The organism is Allotamlana fucoidanivorans (genome assembly GCF_045788535.1).
In the GTDB taxonomy this organism is placed as follows: domain Bacteria; phylum Bacteroidota; class Bacteroidia; order Flavobacteriales; family Flavobacteriaceae; genus Allotamlana; species Allotamlana fucoidanivorans.
In genome coordinates, this window is sequence record NZ_CP074074.1 from 3,254,153 (window position 1) to 3,279,421 (window position 25,269).

Sequence of the window (25,269 nt, forward strand, 5' to 3'; positions counted from 1 at the left end):
TAAAAAAAAAGCCCTGAAAGGGGCTTTTTTACATATTGAGACATGATTTTACATATCATTAAAAATAGAATGCATCAAACGTTTTTTATCGTTGATACTTTCTTCTAATGAAATCATAGTTTCGGTTCTATAAACACCTTCAATATCATCTAGTAAAAAGATAACTTCCTTAGCATGCTCTGTACTTCTGGCTCTTATTTTACAAAAGATATTAAATTTTCCTGTAGTTATATGGGCCACGGTAACATAAGCAATTTCATTGATACGCTCTAGCACAAACTTGGTTTGAGACGTGTTATTTAAATACACACCTACATAAGCTATAAAAGAATACCCTAATTTCTTATAATCTAACATCAATGAAGATCCTTTAATAATCCCCGATTCTTCCATTTTTTTTACACGAACATGCACCGTACCTGCCGAGATTAATAATTTTTTTGCTATATCTGTAAAAGGAATTCTTGTGTTATCAATTAACATGTCAAGAATTTGATGATCAATTTCGTCTAATTTAATTTTTCCCATAATTAACTATTCTTAAATAAAAAGCGAATTTAATACATTTTCATTAAAATTTAGCTATTTATGATGTGCTTTATTTCGATTCTAACAAGATTTTTTCATGATTCAATATTACGAAAACGTTTTCGCTAGACACCGTTAATGGATAACCTTGTTCATTATAAACCTCAAATCCTTGAGCATCAATCTCTTTATGCCCATAAATCCCGTTTAAATCATCAATTTTTTCAATTACAGGAATAAATCTAATTTTGCCCTGTTCTATGGTTTCTTTATACTGAATCCCTATATCCTTTATCTCCTGCCCTACTTTCGCTCCTCGAATAACAATATCATAAAAACACTTTTCGTTTTCTGGAATATCAAAATAAGCTTGATAATTGGTGCCATACACCTCATTATGCGCTATATAATTCAAAGAGCTTATATACGCAATATAAATGAGTTCTCTGGTCTGTTCTCTGGCATAATCATTTGGATAATGCCCCGCCTCAAACAAGATGGTTGGTATATTTTCAGTTTGAAAGGTGTCGCCTACACAATTAATATTGAAAGCGTCATCATATACACCAACATGATTAGGAATGAGCTCTTGAAGGGTCTTATTCATTTCAGCTATAATTTCCATGGCTATTTGACGTGTTGGCGTGACGGTACAGTTTTCATCTTGAGCGGGTGATAAAAACGATACAATGGCTGATTTATTAGCTCTTCCTGCGCTAAAAATAGTGCGCTGCCCATGTAAATTATAGCAGTAATGAGGTTTAAATTGATTGAAAACCTGGCGCAAAACCTTACTTTCTGGCTGAGATAAATGTTGTGCATCCCTATTTAAATCTACCTGATTAGCATTGACACGCGTATATGCAGATGCCCCATCTGGATTAAGCATGGGAATAATAAACAAGGTGCAGTTCTTTAAAATAGAATCTAAGGCATTGGTTTCACTCAATAAAGTGTTTAATAGATCAAATAAGGCCTTGGTAGTAGTAGACTCGTTGCCGTGCATTTGAGACCACATTAATATTCTTTTAGGTCCGGTTCCAACCTCTAAACCATAAATAGCTTGGCCTAAAACGGAGGTACCAAGCGTGCTTATAGTCACTTTGTTTTTAAACGTGTGCAACAAGGGTTCAATGTGGGTAAGGGTTATATAACGGTGAGTTAATTGAGCGGCTTTGTATTCTTTATAAAGTGATTTAATAACAGCTGTTGTCATAGGGAATAAATTAGATTACAAATGTAAACAATTAGATATTTACAAATGTAAACTTATACATTCAGAATTTAATATAGTTTTGTAAACAATAGTAGGGCCTTTTGGTTGAGATTAATTCACATTAGTATATAAATTGTTTATACCAAACTCATAGTTTTGTTTATCAGTTATTTACATGTTATAAATTAAATGATAAAACTAAGCAATATTGCACTATAAAAGGCCGTTATTTGTGATGTGATTTAAATTGATTACATTTGTAAATCCTTAAACTGTGTAAATACGTTTACAATGATAAACAACGAAAAATTCGTAGAACGGCTTCAAAACATTATCCATTATTATGGAGAAACCGCTTCTTCTTTTGCTGAAAAAATTGGTGTACAACGTTCTAGTATTTCACATATCCTTTCTGAAAGAAACAAACCAAGTTTAGATTTTGTTTTAAAAGTACTTTCAGCATATCCGCAGGTAGATTTATATTGGTTGCTAAATGGAAAAGGAACATTTCCTTCTGAACCAAAAAAAGAGGCGCCTCAAAAAGCATTAGATTTTTATAAAAAGGAAAAAGACAATAGTCATGAAGACAAATTAAACTCACATGACACCCCCAACAACAAGGAGATTGAGCGTATTGTTATTTTTTATTCAGACGGAACCTTTAAAAACTTTAATAACTAAACTTAAACTTTAGTAATTTTGATGTTTAATATCATTTTATGAAATATCTATTAGTCTTAGTATTTGCATGCAGTTTATTTAGTTGTTATGAAACAACCAGAAATTGCAAGGATTATAAAGAAGGTGAATTCTATAGCGAAGTTATTATTGATGGAGCGGTTTATATCTCTACCTTCAATAGAAGCAAAACTTTACAGGTTGAAACTTATAATAATAAAGTGGATTCTGCACAGTTAAGATGGATTAATGATTGCGAAGTCATTTTTAAAACTATAAACCCTAAAAGCATGGCTGAGCAAAAAGATATTCATTTAAAAATTTTAACCACTACTGATTCTTCATACACCTACGAATACTCTTATGTTGGGGAAACAAAAAAACAGAAAGGTATAGCCTATAAAGTAAAATAGTTTAGTCAAACGGATAAAGAAAATATGCTACTAAATTAAACTTCAACTCACTTGCTTTTGTTATCTCATAGGTTAAAAAGACTTCTCCCCAGTATTCCCCATCCGAAAAATCGGCAATAATCCATTTGTGATTTAATAATTTTACTGTATTAATCATCATTTTTCTTCCTTCGCTTGACGCATATGGTACTAACGGGTGTTCTCCTTTTACTTCATTCAGTTTATATAATTCATCTTTAATGAAAGGAATGAGCTCATCTATGATATAACCTTCGTCTTCAAAATAACTCATAGCATCCTCATTACGCTCTAAATTAAAATGTGATGCTTCCATAAACTGATTTTGCAAGACACTTACAGAGTCTTTATACTTCTGCAACTGGGTTTTACAGCCTACAAGTTTACTATCCATATCTTCAAAAACACGCTTAGCATTAACATATTGGAACAATACAAGTAGGATTGAAAACACAAAAAGGTACATGAAAATTCTTTGCTTCATTTTATTTTCTTTAAATAGTTATTTCTAATTCATCATACGCCAAAAACACATGCTCTGGCAAGATTTTCTCCACCTCATTATGAAATCCTAATACATGGCTAATATGTGTTAAATAGGCTGTCTTGGGTTTTACAATGTCTATAAAACTTAGCGCCTCTTCTAAGGTGAAATGAGAATGATGCGCCTCTTTTCTCAAAGCATTCACTACAAGCACTTTAACTCCTTTTAATTTATCAATTTCTTCATCTGATACAGACTTCATATCGGTTAAATAAGCAAAGTCGTTAAATCGATAACCAAAAACCTGAAGATCACCATGAAGGCCTTCAATAGGCATCACATGTATAGTATGTAATTTAAAAGGCTTATTTTTTATTCTGTTTAAAATAACCGAAGGTGCTCCTGGGTATTTATGCTTTGTTTTGGTTATGTAATCAAACCTTTTTTTTAGTGATTTTAAAACCCTTTTGTGCGCATAAAGTGGTATATCTCCTTGCTTAAAATAAAAAGGTCTGATATCATCAAGCCCTAAAACATGATCGGAATGCTCATGCGTAAAAAGAATCACATCTACTCTTTTGCATTTTGCGCGCAACATTTGATATCGGAAATCTGGGCCGCAATCTATTACGCATGAAAAACCGTTCCATTCTATTAAAACAGATACACGCAAACGTTTGTCTCTCGGGTCTTTACTTAAGCAAACGGGGTGGTTGCTTCCTATTACAGGAATGCCTTGTGAGGTTCCGGTACCTAAAAACGTTACTTTCAAATGTCCTTGTTTTAGCACAAAAGTAGCTTTATTTTTTTGTTTACTATAGTTATTTGATACCTTTGTGACTACAAGACTTAACGTATTTTATATGGAAATAACCATCACTGGCGATAAAGAGTTTGACGACATCCCCTCGTTAAAATCTAAGGCACTTCGTATTAATTTAAACGAAAACATTTACGGCTCATTTGCAGAAATTGGTGCAGGTCAAGAAACGTGTAGACATTTTTTTAGGGCGGGTGGTGCCTCAGGAACTATCGCTAAAGCGATGTCGGCTTATGATAAAGATTTTAGTGATGCTATTTATGGTGCTGAAGATGATGGTCGATATGTAACCGAAGCGAGACTACGAAAAATGCTTGCCCACGAAATGAACCTGATGGAAAACAGGTTAACACGTGAAAAGAATCCAGATAAAATATTTTTCACTTACGCCAATACCGTGGCTACTATTGATTTTGCTAAGCAATTTAAAGGTCATGGCTGGGTTGGTATAAAATATCAGGTAGAAGCCAGAGGTGATTATAATGAAATTATTTTACATCTTCGTTTTAAAGAAACAGATGCCAGACTTCAGCAGGAAACTTTAGGTGTTTTAGGCACCAACTTGATTTACGGCGCCTTTTACAAATACAACGAACCTAAAAAGTTGTTGAGATATCTCTATGACCATTTAGATAAAGATCAAGTTGAAATTGATACCATTAATTTTTCAGGTCCTGTATTTAAGCATATAGACAATCGTTTAATGAGTTTACAACTTGTTAAAAATGGCATGACCGATGCCGTAATGTTTGGTCCAGATGGTACCAACGTGCTTCCTGCAAAAGTATTTTATAAGAAAAATATTTTAGCGTTACGCGGTAGTTTTAGACCAGTAACCCGAGTAAACATGGAAATGTATGAGAAATCATATAATATGTTTATTAAGGAAAATAAGGTGGATGAAAAAAAGACCGTAGTGGTTTTTGAAATTACCTTGTCAAATTTACGAGCTGAAGGCGAAATTGACGAGCAAGATTTTATTGATAGAGCTGATTTATTATGTTCTTTGGGGCAATCTGTGATGATTTCTAATTTTCAAGAATACTTTAAAGTCGTTGAATATTTTTCTAACTACACCAAAGCCAGAATGGGCTTAGCCATGGGGGTTAGTAACCTAGTAGATATTTTTGACGAAAAATATTACAGACATATAAGTGGTGGTATTCTTGAAGCCTTTGGAAAACTATTCTTTAAAGATTTAAAAGTATACCTATACCCTATGCTTGATCCAGACACAGGAGAGTTAATCACCAGTGAAAACTTAAAGGTTTATCCGCGTATGAAAGAGTTATACAAATTCTTTAAATACAACGGAAAAGTAGTTGATATAGATGATTATGATGAAAGTATTATGAATATTTTTTCAAGAGAAATTCTAAGAATGATTACAAGTGGTGAAACTGGTTGGGAAGATATGGTTCCTGAAGGTACCGCTGAGCTTATTAAAGATTACAGACTTTTTGGTTACACAAGAAAACCGCTTACTCTAAAACGAAAAAGAAGGTAATTTTTCAGAGAATAAAAATAAAAATGGGGTTGTTAATTAACAACCCCATTTTTATTTTACGCTAGTATTTGAGCAGCATGATCTTTTGTTTTTACTTTGTCAATAACACGCTCTACCACTCCATCTTCATCAATGATAAATGTCATTCTATGAATACCATCATATTCCTTACCCATAAATTTCTTAGGTCCCCAAACACCAAAAGTGTTAATTACCGTTTTGTCTTCATCTGCTAATAACGGAAACGGAAATTTATATTTATTTTTAAAATTCAACTGTTTCTTTTCAGAATCTGCGCTAACACCTAACAAACTAAACCCTTTGTCTTGAAGTTCTTTATAATGATCTCTTAAATCACAGGCTTCTGCTGTACAACCAGGTGTACTCGCTTTAGGATAGAAAAACACAACAAGTTTCTTTCCTTTGTAATCACTTAAAGTAACCGTATTTCCTTGTTCATCTTTTGATGAAAAATTAGGCACCACATCGCCTTGTTTTAAAGTATTCATAGTCTTATTTTTGATTTTTACAAAAATACAATTTATGACCAAAAAAGATAAGGTTCATTTTGTTATTAATACCTTAAACAAATTATATCCTGAAATACCCATTCCCCTAGACCATAAAGACCCATATACCTTATTAATTGCTGTTTTGTTATCAGCTCAAAGTACCGATGTAAGAGTAAACCAAATTACTCCCTTGCTTTTTGAACAGGCAGACAACCCATATGATATGGTTAAACTCACAGTTGAGGACATACGAGACATTATTAAACCTGTGGGTTTATCACCCATGAAGAGCAAGGGTATTCACGGTTTGTCAAAAATACTAATAGACAAACATAACGGAGAAGTTCCGGCTGATTTTGAAGCCCTGGAAGCTTTACCTGCTGTAGGACATAAAACGGCTAGTGTGGTGATGTCTCAAGCTTTTGGCGTACCTGCTTTTCCTGTAGACACCCATATTCATAGGTTAATGTTTCGCTGGAATTTAAGTTCTGGAAAAAATGTGGTTCAAACTGAAAAAGATGCCAAAAGACTCTTTCCAAAAGATTTATGGAATGACCTTCACTTGCAAATTATATGGTACGGACGAGAGTACTCACCGGCAAGAGGCTGGAATCTTGATAAAGACATCATTACCAAGAAAATAGGAAGACAATCTGTTATCAATGACTATTATAAAACAAAAAAGTCCTAATTAAATAAATCAATTAGGACTTTTTTAATCTAATTCAGAAGCGCTTCAAACTTCAATTTATTACAACTTATAACACTTAAAGCCTTAGAGTAATTAAGAAGAAAATTTACCGTTTCTTCATTCGGTTCAAATTTTTCTATTATTTCAATAGAATGTTCAGAGTAATGTTTTGCCATTGTATTGTTTTAAGGGTTACTAAAACAAATAACGAGGCAATAGTTGTTTTATTGTATTAGTTGGTTAAAACAATATTATGTTTATCAATAACCTTTCTTAAATTTATTAGAGCATAACGCATACGTCCTAACGCCGTATTAATACTTACACCAGTGCGTTCTGATATTTCTTTAAAACTCATATCGTTATAAATACGCATTAATAACACTTCTTTTTGGTCATCTGGTAGCTCTTCAACCAAGCGTCTTACATCACTTTCAACCTGTTCTTTAATAATATTTTTTTCGGCATTTAAACTCGTGTCACTCAATACAGAGAAGATGCTAAATTCGCCAGCATTATCAAACTTTGGCATTCTATTACTTTTTCTAAAAAAATCAATAATTAAATTATGAGCAATACGCATAACCCAAGGCAAGAACTTTCCTTCTTCATTATAAGAACCACGTTTCAAGGTTCGTATGACTTTTATAAACGTGTCTTGAAAAATATCTTCTGCAATGTCTTTATCAAAAACTTTTGAATAAATAAAGCTATAAACTTTTTGTTTGTGTCTGTGAATAAGGATTTCTAAAGCGCCTTCATCTCCTTTAATGTAACTACTTACAAGTGTGGCGTCTGTAACAACATTGTTTTTCATAATAATTACTTTTACGCGAAGAATTAGAGGGATTCTTTGCTTTTTTTTGGGGTTAAATATTTAAAAGTAATTTTATGCTATAAACGTAAGATTTTCAATGTTAGTTAATCCAAAGATAACAACAATCATTCCTAAAAAGAAAATTATTATTAATTTTTTTCTAAGATTGAAGTTAAACCTCTTCATTTTTTAAGCTCGGTTTGTTGTGCTATCTTTGCTCAATTATTCCTTAAAAAGCGTATGAATACTGTTCTTTCTGAAGTAAATCCTAAAGAAAATATCATTATAAAAGGAGCGAGACTCCATAATTTAAAAAATATTGATGTTGTCATCCCCAGAAATAAACTGGTGGTGATTACAGGGCTTTCGGGTTCTGGAAAATCAAGTTTAGCCTTTGACACACTGTATGCTGAGGGGCAACGGCGTTATGTAGAGAGCTTATCAAGTTATGCTCGACAATTTTTAGGAAGACTTAACAAACCTAAGGTAGATTATATAAAGGGTATAGCCCCAGCCATTGCCATAGAGCAAAAGGTAAATTCTACCAATCCCCGATCTACAGTAGGCACTACAACTGAAATTTATGATTATTTAAAGTTATTATACGCTCGCATAGGTAAAACCTACTCGCCCATTTCAGGACATGAAGTAAAAAAAGACACGGTTACCGATGTAGTTAATTACATAAAAGCATTCCCAGAACGCGAGAAACTACTCTTGCTCGCCCCTGTTATACTTGAGGAAGGCCGTTCTATGGCCGATAAGCTAAAAACACTCGCTCAGCAAGGATACGCTAGAATAAAAATAAACGACGAGGTTTTAAGAATTGATGAACTTGATGTTTTAGAAGACACTCATGATGTTTTTTTAGTGGTAGACCGGATTATCACCAAAAATGAAGAAGATTTTTATAATAGATTAGCAGATGCTATTCAAACAGCATTTTTTGAAGGCAGAGGAACCTGTATTATTGAATCTATAAAAGACACTAAACAGCGCCATTTTAGCAATACATTCGAAATTGATAACATGACTTTTTTAAAACCGAATGTACATTTATTTAGTTTTAACAATCCTTATGGCGCTTGTCCAACATGTGAAGGATACGGCGATATTATTGGTATTGATGAAGATTTAGTGATTCCCAACACAGGTCTTTCGGTTTATGAAGGCGCTATTTTTCCATGGCGTGGTGAAAGCATGAGTTGGTATAAAGATCAGCTAGTGAATAATTCGCATAAATTTGATTTCCCCATACACAAACCTTATTTTAAACTCACCGACGCTCAAAAACAGCTTATATGGTCTGGTAATTCTTATTTTGAAGGCTTGAATTCCTTTTTTTCCGAATTGGAATCAAAAGCCTACAAAATTCAAAATAGAGTGATGCTTTCGCGGTATCGTGGCAAAACAAAGTGCAAAACTTGCAAAGGCAAACGGCTTCGTGTTGAAGCAACCTATGTAAAAGTAGGAAACGCTACCATTACAGATTTGGTAGAACTGCCTCTAAAAAAATTAATTCCATTTTTTAAACAATTAGAACTAAATGATTACGACACCAAAATAGCCGAAAGACTATTAAAAGAAATAAATAGTAGACTGTCATTTTTGTCTAACGTGGGGCTAGATTACTTAACGCTTAACAGAAAATCAAACACACTTTCAGGAGGAGAAAGTCAACGTATTAATTTAGCTACCTCATTAGGAAGTAGTTTAGTAGGCTCTATGTATATCCTTGATGAGCCTAGTATTGGGTTGCACCCTAAAGACACGGAACAGCTCATTTCGGTATTAAAATCGTTACGTGATTTAGGCAACACGGTGATTGTTGTTGAACACGACGAAGATATTATGAAGGCGGCAGATACCATTATTGATATTGGCCCAGAAGCAGGAACATTTGGTGGACATGTAGTCGCTGAAGGCGATTTTTCTAAAATTATCACCTCTGATTCTCTCACGGCTCAATATTTAAATAACACATTGAATATTGAGGTTCCTAAAACCCGAAGAACCTCAAAATACCATGTTGATATTGTTGGAGCTCGAGAAAATAATTTAAAGAATATTGATGTTCGTTTTCCGTTAAACATGCTAACGGTAGTGACAGGGGTTTCAGGCAGTGGAAAAAGTACCTTAGTAAAAAAAATATTGTATCCTGCTTTGCAAAAAAAACTAACTGATTTTAGTGACAAAGCAGGTCAATTTACAGCTCTTGAAGGAAATTTTAGCAATGTACAGCAAATAGAATTTGTAGATCAAAACCCTATTGGAAGATCGTCTCGCTCTAATCCTGTAACCTACATCAAAGCATATGATGATATACGGCATTTGTTTTCAAAGCAAAAAATAAGCCAGATACGAAACTATCAATCTAAGCATTTTTCATTTAATGTAGATGGCGGGCGTTGTGAGACTTGCAAGGGCGAAGGTGAAGTAACCATTGAAATGCAATTTATGGCCGATGTGCACCTTGAATGTGATACCTGCAAAGGAAAACGTTTTAAAAAAGAAGTACTAGAAGTAACCTTTGCCGAAAAAAATATTGATGATATTTTAAATATGACCATCGACGAGGCTATTACTTTTTTTGAAAGCGAGGATCAAATTAAAATAAAGAACAAATTACAGCCTTTACAGGATGTTGGCTTGGGCTATGTCACCTTAGGTCAAAGCTCCTCAACACTTTCTGGAGGTGAAGCACAACGTATTAAGCTAGCTTCCTTTCTAGGAAAAGGTAGCAACAAAGAAAAAACACTTTTTATTTTTGATGAACCAACTACTGGTCTTCATTTTCACGACATCAAAAAATTACTAAAATCTTTTAATGCTTTAATAGAAAAAGGACATTCAATTATTGTCATAGAACACAATATTGACCTCATAAAATGTGCCGACTACATTATAGATTTAGGACCATTGGGTGGTGATGATGGCGGAATGCTTGTTGCCACAGGAACTCCTGAAGACATTATAAAGAACAAAAAATCTGAAATAGCAAAATACCTGAAAATCAAAATTTAATATCTTATTATATAAACTAATTATTCCAATAAGTTAATAGAACATAAATGCAAAAAGTATTAAGACAAAAGCTGTTATAGGTGCTACAACTAACAAAAAGAGCAATGAAGACACGCTTGCTTTTAAAACACTTTTAAACCAAGTTTGGTTATAGAATTTTTTTAAAGCAATAATGAGATACACAAAAACAGAAAGCATTATCATAGAATCAATCCAGTCTGGGATATTCCAAATAAAATTGACACCTAGTATAACACTAAACACAATAAAAATAAAGGAAAAATAATAAAAACTAAAAACCAAATGATGCGCATAAACCCCGTGCCGTAGGTATAGCGCTTTTAGAATTAAGGCAAAAATTGGTAGCAAAAAGAACATAGCTACAGGAATAGTATCATAAAATGTTTGTAGTACGCTACCTCCTTTTTTCGTTTTATGAAATTTTAAATATTGTAAAAACAACCTGCGCTCAAAAAAACCAGCATCCTGGCTCATGCCTAGATATTCACAAAGCGTTGCATCTGATGCACCGCTTATTATTAAAGAATCTAAAGCCATACTTCTATCATCAAGATTCAATACTTGTTTATTTTCTTTTACATTAGAACTCCTTAGTAGAGTATCTAAATTTTTACTATTGAATGTTTTTTCTAACTGAGAATCAAGACTTCTAACCTGTTCACGCTGAATAAAAGAAAACAAAAAGAAAAAAATTACAGCAACAAACAAATACATTTGTGCAGGATGCAAGTACAACAGACGTTTGCCTTCAACAAACTTTCTGGCAATAAAACCTGGTTTAAATACTAAAGGTCCAAAACTTTTAAAAAAACGGGCATCAAAAGAAAAATAATTACTTATGGTGTTATAAAACAACACGCCAACAGTGAGTTCATCTTTGGCTTGTTGCCCGCAATACGGACAAAACTTATAACTTCTACTAAATCTTTCACTGCAATTTTTACAAGTTTCGTTATTTGAATTCATTGTGTTGGCTCTAATTCAGTTTTAAAATTATAAAAAATCAACCAAAACTGAATTCATATAAACGATTGAAATTCAAATTTTTAAAAACAAACAAATTGTTAATATTACGTTAACCTCTAAGTATTACTCCGTAAATGGCATGCAAATTGAAAATCTCAAGACAAAGCGGAAGCCGAAAAGCTAAAAGAGTAGGCTCAAAATAAATTTATGTACTATGAAAAAAACATTACTATTATTTACAGGTTTGTTAATGGGCTTAACAACTGTGTCAGCCACAACCTCAAATTATGATGTTGGACAAAAGAAAATTCTTAAACACAAGAACAGATTTGCTCAACCAATTATGTTCATTGAACGTGGTGTTGAATTTTTAATCTTCCCAGATGGAAGCTTTGATTTCAATACAAATTATTATGACCCGTATTATAATGATAATACGTATTATAAATCAAGTTCAAGACGAAGTAGTTTAAATGTCAATTACCGTGGACCCAATGTAAACATTGGATATTCTAACGGCCAAAATGGTGTTTATATTTCTAGAGACCGTTTTGGACAAGTAAGACGCGTTGGTAATGTATTTATCAATTATAATAGAAGAGGCCAAGTATCTAGAGTAGGATCAGTTTACATTGATTATGGACGCGGAAGACATGCAACTTTAAGACAAGTTGGTGGCTTAAGGGTTCATTATAATGATTGGGGTGAAATTACCAATGTCCGAGGGCAAGTTAATAGATTTAACGATACGTATTGTAATGTTAACGGTTGGCCATCTACCAATACTAGAAACGATATAGAAATTTGCCACAATGATTGGTATGAAGGCGACGATTATGACGATAATTATTACTACTACAAGAGCAATGGAAAAGTAAAGAAACAAAAGAAAAGAAAACATTAACAGAAAAGGCGCCGATTGGCGCCTTTTTGATTCAAATATTTCGCGGTTTATTTCGCAAATTTTAAAGTCCCATATTCTGTTACTAAAAAATATAATCCTGTATTTAATGTGGAAACACTAATTTCATTTGAAATTTCCCCCTCTAAAACTTTTTGCCCCGTAAGGTTATAAATTGAAAAACCACCATCAAATTTATCTTTCATTACGATGGCATCTCTAACTGAACTATAAAAAGAATTTAGTTTGGCTTTGTTATAACCTTCAGTTGATAATGTCTCTTCAATAGTTATTACAGTGTTGTCATTAGTATAATTAGGTCCGCCATTATCATATTCGGCAAAAATCATTAATATATAAAAATTACCACTAGGCAACTCGCTTGTTAATGGAATTCCTGAGTCAACAGTATAATTATATATAACATTGTTTTGAGCATTTGGCTCAGTACCTGCTACAGCTGTATTAAAAGTATACTGATTTACTACTTGCCATGAAGAATTTAATTCACGTAATTGAACACCTAAGTAATTCAAATCTCCAGGAGTTACATCATAGCTTATATCCATCGAAATTGTCTCTCCCGGCGAAAGGTTTAAGTCTTCATTATTCCATGTCACGGTTTGCGAAAAACTTAAAAAAGAAGTTAGTACCAAAAATAAAAAGTAATGTTTTTTCATAATATTTAAATATTTAGTTAATAGTTAAAAACAAACTTAAACATTGCTTCAATTCATTAGTAAAAATTCAACTTGACATAAACTTAACAGCAAATAAAATTCAAAGCATTCACTGATTATAGCATTGTTTATTTGCGGGCTATAAAACCGATACATTTAAGCAATACCTTTTTTGGCACGCTGTTTGTAGTTATTTCAACAGAACCATAAAATCTATCATTATGAATACTCTCAACATTTACCATGAACATTTTTTTAATGTATTAGAAACACGAAAAAAACTATTAGTGTCATTATTATTTGTAGCGTTTTTCGTATTTATATCTCAAAACGTATGGGCCAATAATAATGCGAGCTCAAACGAGCAGTCGCTTAACTATAATTACAACTATGGAAACTCTTTCATTTTTGTTGAAAATGGTGTAGAGTTTTCTGTTTTCCCAGATGGTCAGTTTGATTTCAATATCATAAGAAATAATTCAAGATTTAATATTTCATACAATTCACCACAAGTTAGCGTGAGTTTTAATTCAGGACACAACTATGATGCCTATGTACAATATGATGAATTTGGTGCCGTAATTCAGGTTGAAAACATTCCGATTTTTTATGATGGTTATGGTAGAATTGCTCAAGCTGGTAATGTGAATATATATTATAATAATTTTGGATATGTATCACGAGTTGGAGGTTTATACGTACACTATAATGGAGCAAACAGATTTTCTCATTGTACCGGATACATCAATATATACAACAGAAGATATGTTTATAGACCCTGGCATAATGCTTATAGAATTCCATATTACAAGCACTGTGTAGTTTACAACAGACCGTACCGCGTAAACTATTACCCTGTAAGATATACATATCGCCGTCCTTTTTATAACAATTACAGGCCCGTAACTTCTGTTGGACGACGTAGCAACGTGATACAAAGAAACAGAAGTTATGCCACTGCAAATAGAAGCAGAAAGAATATCACTCAAGTTAACAGAGTATCTAGTTCAAGACCTGTTACATATAAAAATAACGGACGACGTGATCAATATCATAAACCAAGTAAAAATCATAGAAATGAATACGCTAGTTTAAACAACAGAAAGTCACCACATACTAGCCCTAACAGACAATCTAGCGCTAAAAAACATTATGACACCCCTAGCAGAAAACCTAGCATGAGTTCTCATAAAAACACCACAACGCGTTTAGGGACACCTAGTAGACAAGGTGTAAACACTAAAAGCAGAACCTATTCACCAAAGCAAAACGGAAACCAAAGAAGTTATCAAAAACCAAATCCAAAAAATACGCGTATATATAGTAATTCAACAACTAGAACATCTAGTTCAAATAGAAAAACAATTAAACCTAGAACTACAACAAGCAGACAACCAAGCAAAAATGTTGCGAGCAGAAGTTCTAGTAATCATACAAAGTCGTCAACAAGAAGACGCTCTTAAAATTTTGGTTGGTTAGTTAGGAAAGCCCTGCAAACTGTTTGCCTCAAAGCAACGTTGCGGGGTTTTTCGTCTTTAATCATTACTAACTTCTTCTTAAATAGTGGTTTGCAATACTCGTTAAATCTTCTGAAAAATCAAATTTATAAATCAGAAAGACATACAGTACAACCACTAAAACAGATTTTAAAACAATATTAATGATTGGAGAAAAATTAAAATCCCAAAAATAAAATCCTAAAACAAATAAAATTAGAAACCCACCAATTTTTAAGGTTTTTAAAGAAAAAGGAAATAGTTTAAATTTTGAATACACAAAAACGAGTTTAATACTGTTATAAATTATTACAGCCAAAAAAGTAGCCACCCCTGCCCCATTAATACCCAACCATGGGATAAAGAACATATTTAAAACAACCATGAGCACCACTAAAACAACTCCTAGTACTAAAACCATTCTATAATAATCACTATTAAATAAAATAGAATTATTACTACCTAAAGCATTATCAAACAATTTTACAAAGCTAATCATGAATACCACCCATAGCCCTACACTAAATTCAGAAGGAATTATTTTATACAGTTCGTTTATATTCAAAACAATTAGCAAAAATATCAAACCACCAACTATGGTTAAATTTATAGAACTACGTTTGTACAAATCTCCCAATGCCTCAAAATCTTTATCGTTTAAATATTTCGCAGAAAGCGGCATTAAAATTTGATGCATAGAACGTTGTGGAACAGCTATTACAGTTGCAATAAAAATAGCTACATTATAATAGGCTATTTGCTCAATTTCAATATAATAACCCAACATTACCTTGTCAACATCCAATAAAATGGTTGCAATTGATCCTGCTACAATAATAAGTAATGAATATTTTAAAATTCGATTAAATTGAGGCGGAAGTTTCCATGTAAGTATAGGTGGCTTTAAGTTAAATGCATAAATTTTCATGATAAGAGTTCGCACAACATAAACACAAACAAGCCCTATCATAAATTGCTGTACATTTAAAACCTCAAAGAAAAGCATAAAAAGCAAGAGCATGGTACCAACTCTATGAAAAACCTCCTTCATAAAGTTACCAAAAACTGTTTGCATTTGCACTTTTGCCCAAGCGAAAAAAATTTCAAAATATGCCAATGCTATTGCTATGAATATGGTATGCCACAAATAATCTTTTATAATTCCATTTTTATGTGCTAAAAATCCTCCAATAGTATCATAGCCTAGTAAAAGAAAAAAACTTAATGGCACAATTAAAAACAAAGGCATTATTAACACCAGCGTTAAAAAACCATTAATAGAGGTTCTTGTTTTGAAAGAGGAGTAAAATTTCACCAGTGTATTATGCATACCAAAAGACATTAGGGGCATAATAACATATGCTAAAGAAAGCATAAACCCAACCAAGCCATAATAACTATCACTCAAAAACTTAGTATACAGAAACAAAGTATTGATGGCTCCTATTCCAAACCCTATATAGGTTGAAATTATATTTTTAAACGATTGTGTGGCAACTAAACCCATTTAAAGTAATTTATACAATGTTCCTGCAAGTGACTTTCTGTGGTATTTTTGCAAACCTATAGGATGACTAATCAATGCATTGTTTTTGTATAAGTCATAACCCTTCAAAATATAGCGTTTTATGGCTTCATAATCTTCATAATTAAAGTAAACACCTGTATTAGTTTCTTTAATTATTTTCTCAACATCTGAACCCTTAGGGCCAACCGCTATAATTGGTCTATTTGAAACCATATATTCAAAAAGTTTACCAGGGATAATACACTTCGTTTCTTCAGAATTGATTTCAATCAAAAGAAGTAATTGTGATTTTTTCTGAAACACAATAGACTCTTCATGAGATACATAGCCTACATTATTTACATAATTACTCAATCCTATTAATTCAAGAGATTTAAATACTTCTTCACTTACAGTCCCCACGAGATTAAGTTGAAAATCTTTTGCAAAACCAGTATGCTCTCTTAATAGATCTGCTAATACTTGCCATAAAACTTCAGGATTGCGTTTTGATAAAAGCGAACCAATATGTGCTAGTGTAAATTTTGAATCCATTTCAAAATCAACCCTTTTCTCATTATCATACCCATTAGTAATTACAGTAACAGGTTTATTTGTAATATTGAGAAATTCATTTTTGGTAACAAAACTAGTTACAATAATGTCATCAGCTGTATTTAAGACTCGGTTTTCTAGTTGTTTGTGTTTCTTCTGAGCATAGCCAGTAAGTTTCAACTGTTTATGGTAACCAATAGTTGTCCACGGATCTCTAAAATCTGCAATCCACTTTATTTTTAATTCTTTTTTTAAGCCTAACCCTATGAGGTGCAGACTATGTGGCGGCCCCGTTGTTATGACTGTTTCAATACCTTCTTTTTTAATGATACCCATCAAGGTTTTAATAGAAGGTTTTACCCAGCCCACTCTAGCATCAGGGATAAAACAATTTCCTCGAATAAACAGCATCATTTTTTCTACCAGTGATTGCTTTTTTTTATCAGATATAATGCCTTTACTTATAGTTTTTGAAGTTTTTTTAAAAAACAAACTAGCCCATTTATAAGGCTCATTGATTGGTTGTTTAATAATTTTTACTTCCGTTGGCACATCTTGATTAAGACTTGTATCTTGAAGAGGATAATTGGGGTTTTCAGGAATAAAAACAATAGGTTCTATGCCAAAATCAGGAAGGTACTTAACAAACTTTAACCAACGTTGTACACCTGGACCTCCAGCAGGCGGCCAGTAGTAGGTAATGATTAACACTTTCTTTTTATTCATGCAACATGGATTAAAACATAATCACTACACCCCTTCTATCTTCTTATTTCTTATCCTAAACTCATAAAATAACCCTCCCAACAACACTAAAGCAACTGCTATAGAACTTGCCAATGCAATACTGCTACCTGTTTTAACCACGTCAGGTTCAAACTTAAACTCGATAGTGTGGCTTCCTGCTGTTACAGGCAATCCTCTTAAAATATAATTAACACGTATATGATCTACTTCATTGCCATCAATAAAAGTCTTCCAGCCGTGAGGGTAATAGATTTCAGAAAACACCGCAAAACCATCATTTTTATTGTTTGATGTATACTTCAAATAGTTAGGTTTTACTTCTTTTAAAGCAATTGAAGCTAAGGAATCAAGAGTAAATGTTTTATTTGATGCAATTGAAGCTGATGTTGTAACGGCTTTAGTTTTGGTTTCTAAACTATCTAGGACTAAAATTTCATCGTTGGCAGAATTTAACCTATCCAACTCTTTTACAAACCATGCATTTCCATTAGCTGTTTCATTCATATAGGGTATAGCATTCCCTTCTTCATCCTGGCCAACAATATATTTTGTATTGAGCATATTTAAAACGTTGATATTGTTTTTAACAATATAAAAGTCAAACACTTCTCTATATCGTCTTAGTTCTGCAGCATTGTACCCATTAAGAGAATTATGGAAATAAGATGGTTTTGAGGGGCCTGAAACCAAATCATAAACTCGATAATACGTGGTGTCTCTTAAAATAAATTGGTCTGCCTCACTTGCTTGAAATGGTTCATTCATTTGCACACTAGGCACAAAATCTTCGGTATTTACATACCGTCTATCAACACCAATCAAATCAAACAGAATAAGAGCTCCAACAAGTATTAATACCACTTTTTCCTGAAGTTTTTCTTTTAGAAACGCAAACAATATACTTGCAAGTACTAACACCAGCGCCAAAGTACGTAGGGTATCTTCAGTAAATAGTGTTTTTCGATCTGCTTTTAAGGCACTTGTAAAATCTGGTCCATAATTTTGTCTATATATACCATCATTCGCTCCTACAAAATCAAATAAACTCGATTTAAACACTAAAAACAAAACACTAAGCCCAGCGGTAATAAGCGTAGTATACTTTAAAGCGTTTAATTTTTCGTCTTTATTCTCCGTTCCATTTACCCATTTAGACAATCCTACAACAGCAAGGGCAGGAACACATAGCTCTAAAACTACCTGAATAGAACTTACAGCTCTAAACTTATTGTAAAGTGGTACATAATCAATAAAAAAGTTGGTTAAAAACCCAAAGTTCTTTCCATACGACAACAAAAGGGATAGTAATGTTCCTCCAACCAACCACCACTTTAATCGTCCTTTAACCAAAAACAACGCCAAAATAAATAAGAATATTACAACCGCACCTACATAGGCTGGTGCCTCAACAATAGGTTGATTACCCCAATACATAGGCGCTCGTTTAACGGCTTCAGAGGCTTGCGCTGATGTTGCGCCTAACTTTCTATAAGCATTATAGGTGGCAGAGTTTTTTCCAACATCCTCACCATTTCCGCCTCCCATAAATCTAGGAATAAACAAGTTAAATGTTTCAACAATGCCATAGCTAAATTGTGTAATATAATCTCTGTCAAGTCCAGTTGTAGCTATCTTAGTGGAACCATCAGGGTTAATGGTTAATTCGCTTTTACTACGTTTACTTTCTTTTACATATTCTTTTGTAGCCAAAATATTAGTTGCATTCATCGCGATAGAAAGCACCACTGCAACCAACAAAACTCCAACAGATTTAAAATACTGGAACAAACTGTTTTTTTTGTAAGCATCATACAAATACACAATACCTAAAATCACCACCAAAAACATGAGATAATAGGTCATTTGAAAATGATTCGCAACCAATTCTAAGCCCATAGCTATGGTTGTGAGCAAAAAACCAGCAACATATTTTTTTCTGAAGACCAATAAAATGCCACTCAACACTAATGGCATATATGCAATAGCATGAGCTTTACTGTTGTGACCAACCCCTAATATTATAATTAAATATGTTGAAAAACCAAATGCTAACGCTCCAATAAAAGCCAGCTTAATATCTACTTTCAGCACCAATAAAAACACATAAAAGCCAAACAGATACAAAAACAAATAATCTGCAGGTCTTGGCAAAAACCGTAGAGCTGAGTCTAATTTTTTAATATAATTATGGGGGTATCTCGCGCCTAACTGATAGGTAGGCATACCACCAAAAGCACTATTTGTCCAATACGTTTCATCTCCTGTTTCTGCCTTAAAGTCCTTCTGCTGTTTACTCATTCCTATAAACTGCACTATATCACTTTGATATATAGTTTTGCCTTCTAAAACAGGACTAAAATACGCTAGAGATACTATAACAAAACCCAGCAAAATAAGTAAATGCGGTAAGAACTTTTTAATGGAAAATGACATGAGTTGGTTTTAGAAAATGATGTCGAAATTAATCAATTTCTTCGTAATCTACATATTCACCAACGTCTTTATTTGAAGTTTTGGTTTTAGGCATTTTATCAATAGTTACTTCGCCTTCTTTTTTTATGTTGTCTTGTTGGTTAGTTGTATTTTGAAAATTACCAAATTGTCCACCAAATCGTTCTTGCGCCTTCTTTGACACATATTTAAAGAGAAACGGAGACAAGAGACGTGCAATGATTTTGATACCAAAATAAACTAAAAGAATTATAAGGATCATCCTAACAAGACCTGTCACAGATGCATATTGTAGCATAACTATAGTTTTAAGGCAAAAATACAATTCTACAGCCTTAAAAAAGACCGATCAGTTATAAAAAAAATATAAAATATCTATATTTGGATAGCTATACACTAATATTTACCTATAAACACACCTAAGTTTTATGACTATATCCCCAAACAAACAAATTTTCTTTTTATTGCTTAGTTTAATGAGCATCAATGCTTTTTGCCAATATACAGACGTTATAAATTCAAACCGACCAGGTGCTTCCAGAAGTGCTTTTTCAGTAGGCACCAATGTACTTCAGTTTGAAGCTGGTCCTTTCTTAATAAAAGAAGACCGTACACCAGCTGCCGCTTATGAGGTTTCTGGTTATGGTGTAGATTTTGCTGTTCGATATGGTTTATTATTAGAACCGTTAGAAATAAATATTGAGGGCACATACCAAAACGACACAAAATCATTTAAGACTAGCATACCCAACGAAGAAGATCGAGCTAATTTTAAACACCTCGCTTTTGGCGCCAAATATTTGGTTTATGACCCTTATAAAAATACAGAAGAAGACAAACCTAATTTATATAGCTGGAAAGCTAACAGACAATTTAAATGGAAATCATTAATACCCGCTGTTTCCGTTTATTTAGGAGCAAATTATGACACCAAAACAAACCCCTATACCGCACCTGGTATTGAAGGATTTAGTCCTAAAGTGATGTTGGCTACTCAGCATAATTTTTCTGGGGGATGGGTGTTTGTCATGAACTTTATTAAAGACCGTATAGGAACCGATCAATCTGATTTTCAATACATTTTAACATTAACACATGCGTTTAGTCCGCAATGGGTTATCTTTGGGGAAACTCAGGGCATTAAAAGTGATTTTTATGCCGATAATTTATTTAGATTTGGCGGAGCTTATTTATGGGGTAAAAATTTTCAGTTAGACACCGCGGTTACATTCAACACGAAAGATACACCGTCTGTTTTTAGCGTTAATTTAGGTGCTTCGTATAGATTAGATTTTCACAAAGATAAGGAGCTGGATAATGGAACTTCAGCTAAAGATGAAGGCAAAAGAAGAAAAAATCGAAGAGGACGTAAAAAGAAAAGTAGCGCCACAGAAAACCCCGTAAACGATAAAAGACAAAAGAAAGATATTAATTTTGATGACTAATTTTACAAAGCATCAATAAAGCATTATGATAACATTAAAAGAAGTACAATCTAAAAAGGATTTAAAAACTTTTATAAAGTTTCCTTTTAAACTTTACAAGGACTCAAAGTATTGGACACCACCTATTATTAGCCAGGAAATAAAGACATTTAACAAGAAAGAAAATCCTGTGTTTAATGATGCTGATGCGCGATTGTTTTTAGCATATAAAAACAACGAGGTGGTTGGTCGGGTTGCAGCCATTGTAAATTGGCTTGAAATTAAAGACCAAAATGTAAAGAAAATGCGCTTTGGTTGGTTAGATTTTATTGATGATATTGAAGTGTCAAAAGCACTTTTAAATAAAGTGGAAGGCATAGGAAAATCATACCAACTTGAATACACTGAAGGCCCTGTTGGATTTTCAAATTTAGACAAGGTAGGTGTTTTAACTGAAGGGTTTGACTCTGTTGCTCCTATGGTCACTTGGTATAACCACCCCTACTATGCTAAACATTATGAAGCTGCTGGGTATGCTGTAGAAAAATCATACATTGAAAGTAGATTTTATTTTAGTAGCGTAAACCCTGACGTATTTACCAAAGCTAACGACTTAATAAAAAGACGGTATCAATTAGAGGTTTTAAACTTTACTAAAACAGAGCAGGTAATGCCCTATACAGATAAGATGTTTGACTTATTTAATGAAACATACGCCTCATTAGCATCCTTTGTTGCTATTAATGATATTCAAAAGGCTTATTTTAAAAAGAAGTTTATCAGTTTTATTAATCCTGAGTACATCAAATTCATTATCGATAAAAATAAAAACCTAGTAGCCTTCACTATTGTGATGCCTTATTTTGCTACAGCCTTACAGCGCGCTAAAGGCAAATTATTTCCGTTTGGTTTTAAATATATATTAGACGCCAAGAAAAATAGCAAAAATGTTGTTTTTTATCTTATTGGCGTACATCCAGATTATCAAAATAAAGGTTTGAATGCCCTTATATTCAATGAATATTACAAAGTATTTAACGAAAAAGGCATTGAAACTTGCTATAGAACACCAGAATTGGAAGATAATGAAGCGATTCAAAAAATATGGCGACATTTTAATCCTGAAGTTTACAAAAGAAGAAAAACCTTTAGAAAAAATCTAGTATAAAAAAATCCGATTCACAAGTTGTGAATCGGATTTTTTTATCTCTAATATATACCAAATTATTCTCCCATTGCAGCCATAACTGCAGCCGATAATCGTTTGTACGTTCCATTTCTTAATCGATCTCTAATAGCGTCAAACGCATCTAAAGTTTCTCTAACATCCTCTAAAGTATGCGTTGCTGTAGGAATTAATCTTAGTAAAATTAATCCTTTAGGTATTACAGGATAAACTACTATAGAACAGAATATTCCGTAATTTTCTCTTAAATCTTTTACTAACGCCATAGCCTCAGGAATACTACCTTTTAAGTACACAGGAGTCACACAACTTTGTGTTGTTCCAATATCAAAGCCACGCTCTTTTAAACCAGATTGTAACGCATTTACATTCTCCCAAAGTTTATTTTTTAACTCAGGCATGGTTCTCAGCATCTCTAAACGTTTCAGCGCCCCTTCAACCAATTGCATTTGCAAAGATTTTGCAAACATTTGAGAACGTAAATTATACTTTAAGTAATCAATAATTTCTTGATCAGCTGCTATAAAAGCGCCTGTACTTGCTAAAGATTTTGCAAACGTAGCAAAGTAAACGTCAATATCATCTTGAATTCCTTGCTCTTCTCCCGCTCCAGCTCCAGTTGCTCCTAACGTTCCAAAGCCGTGGGCATCATCAACAAATAATCTAAAATTAAATTTCTTCTTTAAAGCAACAATTTCTTTTAAACGCCCTTGTTCGCCACGCATACCGAATACACCCTCTGAAATCACCAAGATACCGCCACCTGTCTGCTCTGCCATTTTTGTAGCTCGCTCCAGATTTTTCTCTAAACTTTCAACATCATTATGCTTGTAGGTAAATCGTTTACCCATATGCAAACGCACACCATCAATAATACAAGCATGGGCATCAACATCATACACAATAATATCATCTTTGGCCACTAAAGCATCAATAGTAGAAACCATACCTTGATAACCAAAATTTAAAAGATAAGCAGCTTCTTTTTTTACAAAGGAAGCTAACTCATTTTGTAGTTTTTCATGCAAATCTGTATGACCAGACATCATTCTTGCCCCCATAGGATAAGCTGAGCCGTATTTAGCAGCTGCTTCAGCATCTACTTTTCTAACTTCAGGGTGATTTGCTAAACCTAAATAATCATTAATACTCCATGTAATCACCTCTTTTCCTTGAAATTTCATTCTATTAGAAATTTCCCCTTCTAACTTAGGAAACACAAAATACCCCTCGGCTTGAGACGCCCATTTTCCTAAAGGCCCCTTATCCTTGTAAATTTTCTCAAATAAATCTTTCATTTATTATAAATCTTGTTGCTATTAAAACTAAGACCGATGAGTTCAAGTAGTTGAATTTAAAAAAGTGTTGTGGTAACACTTTTTTGGAAACTTATTGCCCTTAGCTATTTGATGCAAAATTAAATATTTATATGATTTGAACATAATTTTTAATGCCCAATTATTAATAAAATAAGAAAAGAGGTGATATCTTACTTTTGTTGTAAAACACCACCTCTTTTGAATATGCTTATTTCTATTTTATTTTACGTATTGAATGCTTTCTGACACCTCATTAATACTATCAAAAAAGCCTTGATCATCCATCCATTTATCACTGTATATTTTACTCATATACCGTGCACCATGATCTGGATATATAGCAACAACACAATCTCCCTTCTTAAATCGACCTTCCTCTCCTAATTGCTTTAAAGCCTGAGTAACAGCGCCCGAAGTATACCCCACAAACATACCCTCAGCCTTAGCGATAGCTCTTGCGGTATGTGCACTATCTTCATCAGTAACTTTGACAAATTCATCAATCACATCAAAATCAGTAGCTGTAGGAATCAAATTTTTTCCTAAACCTTCTATTCGGTAAGGATAAATTTCTTTTTCATCAAACTCTCTGGTTTCGTGATATTTTTTAATTACCGAACCAAAAGCATCTACACCTATAACCTTAATATCAGGGTTTTTCTCCTTTAAAAATTTTGCCGTACCAGAAATAGTACCTCCTGTACCACTACAAGCAATAAGATGTGTTATTTTACCTTCTGTTTGATTCCAAATTTCAGGTCCTGTTGAATTATAATGAGCATCAATATTTAATTGATTAAAATACTGATTTATATATACAGATCCCTTAATTTCATTATGCAAGCGTTTAGCAACTTCATAGTAAGATCTAGGATCATCAGCACTAACGTGTGCTGGACAAACATAAACCTTAGCCCCCATAGTTTTTAGCATGTCAATCTTATCAGGAGACGATTTAGAACTTACTGCCAGTACACAATCATACCCTTTTATAATACTTACCATAGCAATACTAAACCCTGTATTCCCAGAAGTAGTTTCTATGATGGTATCACCCGGTGTAAGAATGCCTTGTTTTTCGGCCTGTTCAATAATGTAAAGTGCTATCCTGTCTTTGGAAGAGTGTCCTGGGTTAAACGATTCAACTTTAGCGTAAAAGTCACCATCAAACTCTGAGACTATTCTATTAAGTTTAACAAGTGGTGTGTCACCTATTAGGTCTAATATATTATCAAATACTTGATTTTTTTGTGTCATATAACATTTTTAAAAACCGTTACATTTTCACTAAAATGAGGTGGTAGTTTA

Annotated in this window: 24 protein-coding genes; 9 read left to right on the forward strand and 15 right to left on the reverse strand. The window is 33.1% G+C overall.

Annotated features, from left to right (window positions below; genetic code table 11):
* Positions 1-48: 48 nt before the first annotated feature.
* Both KFZ70_RS13770 and KFZ70_RS13775 read right to left on the reverse strand, forming a co-directional pair.
* Positions 49-528, reverse strand: coding sequence for an Lrp/AsnC family transcriptional regulator (locus KFZ70_RS13770; RefSeq protein WP_139694853.1), 480 nt, complete (start codon positions 526-528; stop codon positions 49-51).
* Positions 529-598: 70 nt separating this feature from the next.
* Positions 599-1,744, reverse strand: a complete 1,146-nt coding sequence (locus tag KFZ70_RS13775) for a M14 family zinc carboxypeptidase (protein ID WP_139694854.1) — start codon at positions 1,742-1,744, stop codon at positions 599-601.
* Positions 1,745-2,035: 291 nt separating this feature from the next.
* Between KFZ70_RS13775 and KFZ70_RS13780 the strand changes: the two genes are divergently transcribed.
* Together KFZ70_RS13780 and KFZ70_RS13785 are read left to right on the forward strand one after the other, a co-directional pair.
* Positions 2,036-2,425 (forward strand): helix-turn-helix transcriptional regulator, encoded by a 390-nt coding sequence (locus KFZ70_RS13780; RefSeq protein WP_139694855.1) that lies wholly within the window; start codon positions 2,036-2,038, stop codon positions 2,423-2,425.
* 38 nt (positions 2,426-2,463) lie between these two features.
* Positions 2,464-2,835 (forward strand): DNA topoisomerase IV, encoded by a 372-nt coding sequence (locus KFZ70_RS13785; RefSeq protein ID WP_139694856.1) that lies wholly within the window; start codon positions 2,464-2,466, stop codon positions 2,833-2,835.
* Between the two features lies 1 nt (position 2,836).
* Here KFZ70_RS13785 and KFZ70_RS13790 read toward each other — a convergent pair whose 3' ends face one another.
* Complete coding sequence (locus KFZ70_RS13790) at positions 2,837-3,337, reverse strand: hydrolase (protein ID WP_139694857.1); 501 nt, start codon at positions 3,335-3,337, stop codon at positions 2,837-2,839.
* 10 nt (positions 3,338-3,347) lie between these two features.
* Positions 3,348-4,109: an MBL fold metallo-hydrolase gene (locus KFZ70_RS13795; protein ID WP_139694858.1), complete on the reverse strand. Its 762-nt coding sequence runs from the start codon at positions 4,107-4,109 to the stop codon at positions 3,348-3,350.
* A 91-nt stretch (positions 4,110-4,200) separates the two neighbouring features.
* On the opposite strand from KFZ70_RS13795, the gene KFZ70_RS13800 reads away from it, so the two are divergent.
* Positions 4,201-5,664, forward strand: coding sequence for a TonB-dependent receptor (locus KFZ70_RS13800; protein WP_139694859.1), 1,464 nt, complete (start codon positions 4,201-4,203; stop codon positions 5,662-5,664).
* A 56-nt stretch (positions 5,665-5,720) separates the two neighbouring features.
* Here the strand turns inward: KFZ70_RS13800 and bcp are convergent, their stop codons facing one another.
* Positions 5,721-6,173 (reverse strand): thioredoxin-dependent thiol peroxidase, encoded by a 453-nt coding sequence (gene bcp, locus KFZ70_RS13805; protein WP_139694860.1) that lies wholly within the window; start codon positions 6,171-6,173, stop codon positions 5,721-5,723.
* Positions 6,174-6,207: 34 nt separating this feature from the next.
* On the opposite strand from bcp, the gene nth reads away from it, so the two are divergent.
* On the forward strand, positions 6,208-6,867 hold the full coding sequence (gene nth, locus KFZ70_RS13810; protein WP_139694861.1) for an endonuclease III: 660 nt from the start codon (positions 6,208-6,210) through the stop codon (positions 6,865-6,867).
* 29 nt (positions 6,868-6,896) lie between these two features.
* Here the strand turns inward: nth and KFZ70_RS13815 are convergent, their stop codons facing one another.
* Both KFZ70_RS13815 and KFZ70_RS13820 read right to left on the reverse strand, forming a co-directional pair.
* Entirely contained in the window at positions 6,897-7,043 is a 147-nt protein-coding gene (locus KFZ70_RS13815; RefSeq protein ID WP_199240639.1) for a hypothetical protein, read from the reverse strand.
* Positions 7,044-7,099: 56 nt separating this feature from the next.
* Positions 7,100-7,684, reverse strand: a complete 585-nt coding sequence (locus tag KFZ70_RS13820; RefSeq protein ID WP_139694862.1) for an RNA polymerase sigma factor — start codon at positions 7,682-7,684, stop codon at positions 7,100-7,102.
* A 240-nt stretch (positions 7,685-7,924) separates the two neighbouring features.
* Between KFZ70_RS13820 and uvrA the strand changes: the two genes are divergently transcribed.
* A complete protein-coding gene (gene uvrA, locus KFZ70_RS13825) occupies positions 7,925-10,708 on the forward strand; it encodes an excinuclease ABC subunit UvrA (RefSeq protein ID WP_139694863.1) in 2,784 nt (927 codons plus the stop codon).
* Positions 10,709-10,741: 33 nt separating this feature from the next.
* Here the strand turns inward: uvrA and KFZ70_RS13830 are convergent, their stop codons facing one another.
* Positions 10,742-11,695: a DUF3667 domain-containing protein gene (locus KFZ70_RS13830; RefSeq protein ID WP_139694864.1), complete on the reverse strand. Its 954-nt coding sequence runs from the start codon at positions 11,693-11,695 to the stop codon at positions 10,742-10,744.
* A 214-nt stretch (positions 11,696-11,909) separates the two neighbouring features.
* Between KFZ70_RS13830 and KFZ70_RS13835 the strand changes: the two genes are divergently transcribed.
* Positions 11,910-12,599, forward strand: coding sequence for a hypothetical protein (locus KFZ70_RS13835; RefSeq protein ID WP_139694865.1), 690 nt, complete (start codon positions 11,910-11,912; stop codon positions 12,597-12,599).
* Positions 12,600-12,646: 47 nt separating this feature from the next.
* On the opposite strand, the gene KFZ70_RS13840 is transcribed toward KFZ70_RS13835, so the two are convergent.
* Positions 12,647-13,276 (reverse strand): T9SS type A sorting domain-containing protein, encoded by a 630-nt coding sequence (locus KFZ70_RS13840; RefSeq protein ID WP_139694866.1) that lies wholly within the window; start codon positions 13,274-13,276, stop codon positions 12,647-12,649.
* Positions 13,277-13,497: 221 nt separating this feature from the next.
* On the opposite strand from KFZ70_RS13840, the gene KFZ70_RS13845 reads away from it, so the two are divergent.
* On the forward strand, positions 13,498-14,739 hold the full coding sequence (locus KFZ70_RS13845) for a hypothetical protein (RefSeq protein WP_139694867.1): 1,242 nt from the start codon (positions 13,498-13,500) through the stop codon (positions 14,737-14,739).
* An 82-nt stretch (positions 14,740-14,821) separates the two neighbouring features.
* Here the strand turns inward: KFZ70_RS13845 and KFZ70_RS13850 are convergent, their stop codons facing one another.
* The 4 genes from KFZ70_RS13850 to KFZ70_RS13865 are packed head-to-tail and all read right to left on the reverse strand — an operon-like array spanning position 14,822 to position 20,330.
* Complete coding sequence (locus KFZ70_RS13850) at positions 14,822-16,279, reverse strand: lipopolysaccharide biosynthesis protein (RefSeq protein ID WP_139694868.1); 1,458 nt, start codon at positions 16,277-16,279, stop codon at positions 14,822-14,824.
* A complete protein-coding gene (locus tag KFZ70_RS13855; protein WP_139694869.1) occupies positions 16,280-17,560 on the reverse strand; it encodes a glycosyltransferase family 4 protein in 1,281 nt (426 codons plus the stop codon).
* A gap of 24 nt (positions 17,561-17,584) precedes the next feature.
* Positions 17,585-20,014 (reverse strand): YfhO family protein, encoded by a 2,430-nt coding sequence (locus KFZ70_RS13860; protein WP_139694870.1) that lies wholly within the window; start codon positions 20,012-20,014, stop codon positions 17,585-17,587.
* Between the two features lie 28 nt (positions 20,015-20,042).
* Positions 20,043-20,330, reverse strand: a complete 288-nt coding sequence (locus KFZ70_RS13865) for a DUF4834 family protein (RefSeq protein ID WP_139694871.1) — start codon at positions 20,328-20,330, stop codon at positions 20,043-20,045.
* Between the two features lie 130 nt (positions 20,331-20,460).
* Between KFZ70_RS13865 and KFZ70_RS13870 the strand changes: the two genes are divergently transcribed.
* Both KFZ70_RS13870 and KFZ70_RS13875 read left to right on the forward strand, forming a co-directional pair.
* Positions 20,461-21,477, forward strand: coding sequence for a transporter (locus tag KFZ70_RS13870; RefSeq protein ID WP_139694872.1), 1,017 nt, complete (start codon positions 20,461-20,463; stop codon positions 21,475-21,477).
* 25 nt (positions 21,478-21,502) lie between these two features.
* Positions 21,503-22,624: a GTP cyclohydrolase gene (locus KFZ70_RS13875; RefSeq protein ID WP_139694873.1), complete on the forward strand. Its 1,122-nt coding sequence runs from the start codon at positions 21,503-21,505 to the stop codon at positions 22,622-22,624.
* Positions 22,625-22,680: 56 nt separating this feature from the next.
* On the opposite strand, the gene KFZ70_RS13880 is transcribed toward KFZ70_RS13875, so the two are convergent.
* Entirely contained in the window at positions 22,681-23,940 is a 1,260-nt protein-coding gene (locus KFZ70_RS13880; RefSeq protein ID WP_139694874.1) for an aminotransferase class I/II-fold pyridoxal phosphate-dependent enzyme, read from the reverse strand.
* A 240-nt stretch (positions 23,941-24,180) separates the two neighbouring features.
* The gene (locus KFZ70_RS13885) at positions 24,181-25,218 is read right to left on the reverse strand and encodes a PLP-dependent cysteine synthase family protein (protein ID WP_139694875.1); all 1,038 of its coding nucleotides are present in this window, start codon (positions 25,216-25,218) and stop codon (positions 24,181-24,183) included.
* Between the last annotated feature and the right edge of the window lie 51 nt (positions 25,219-25,269).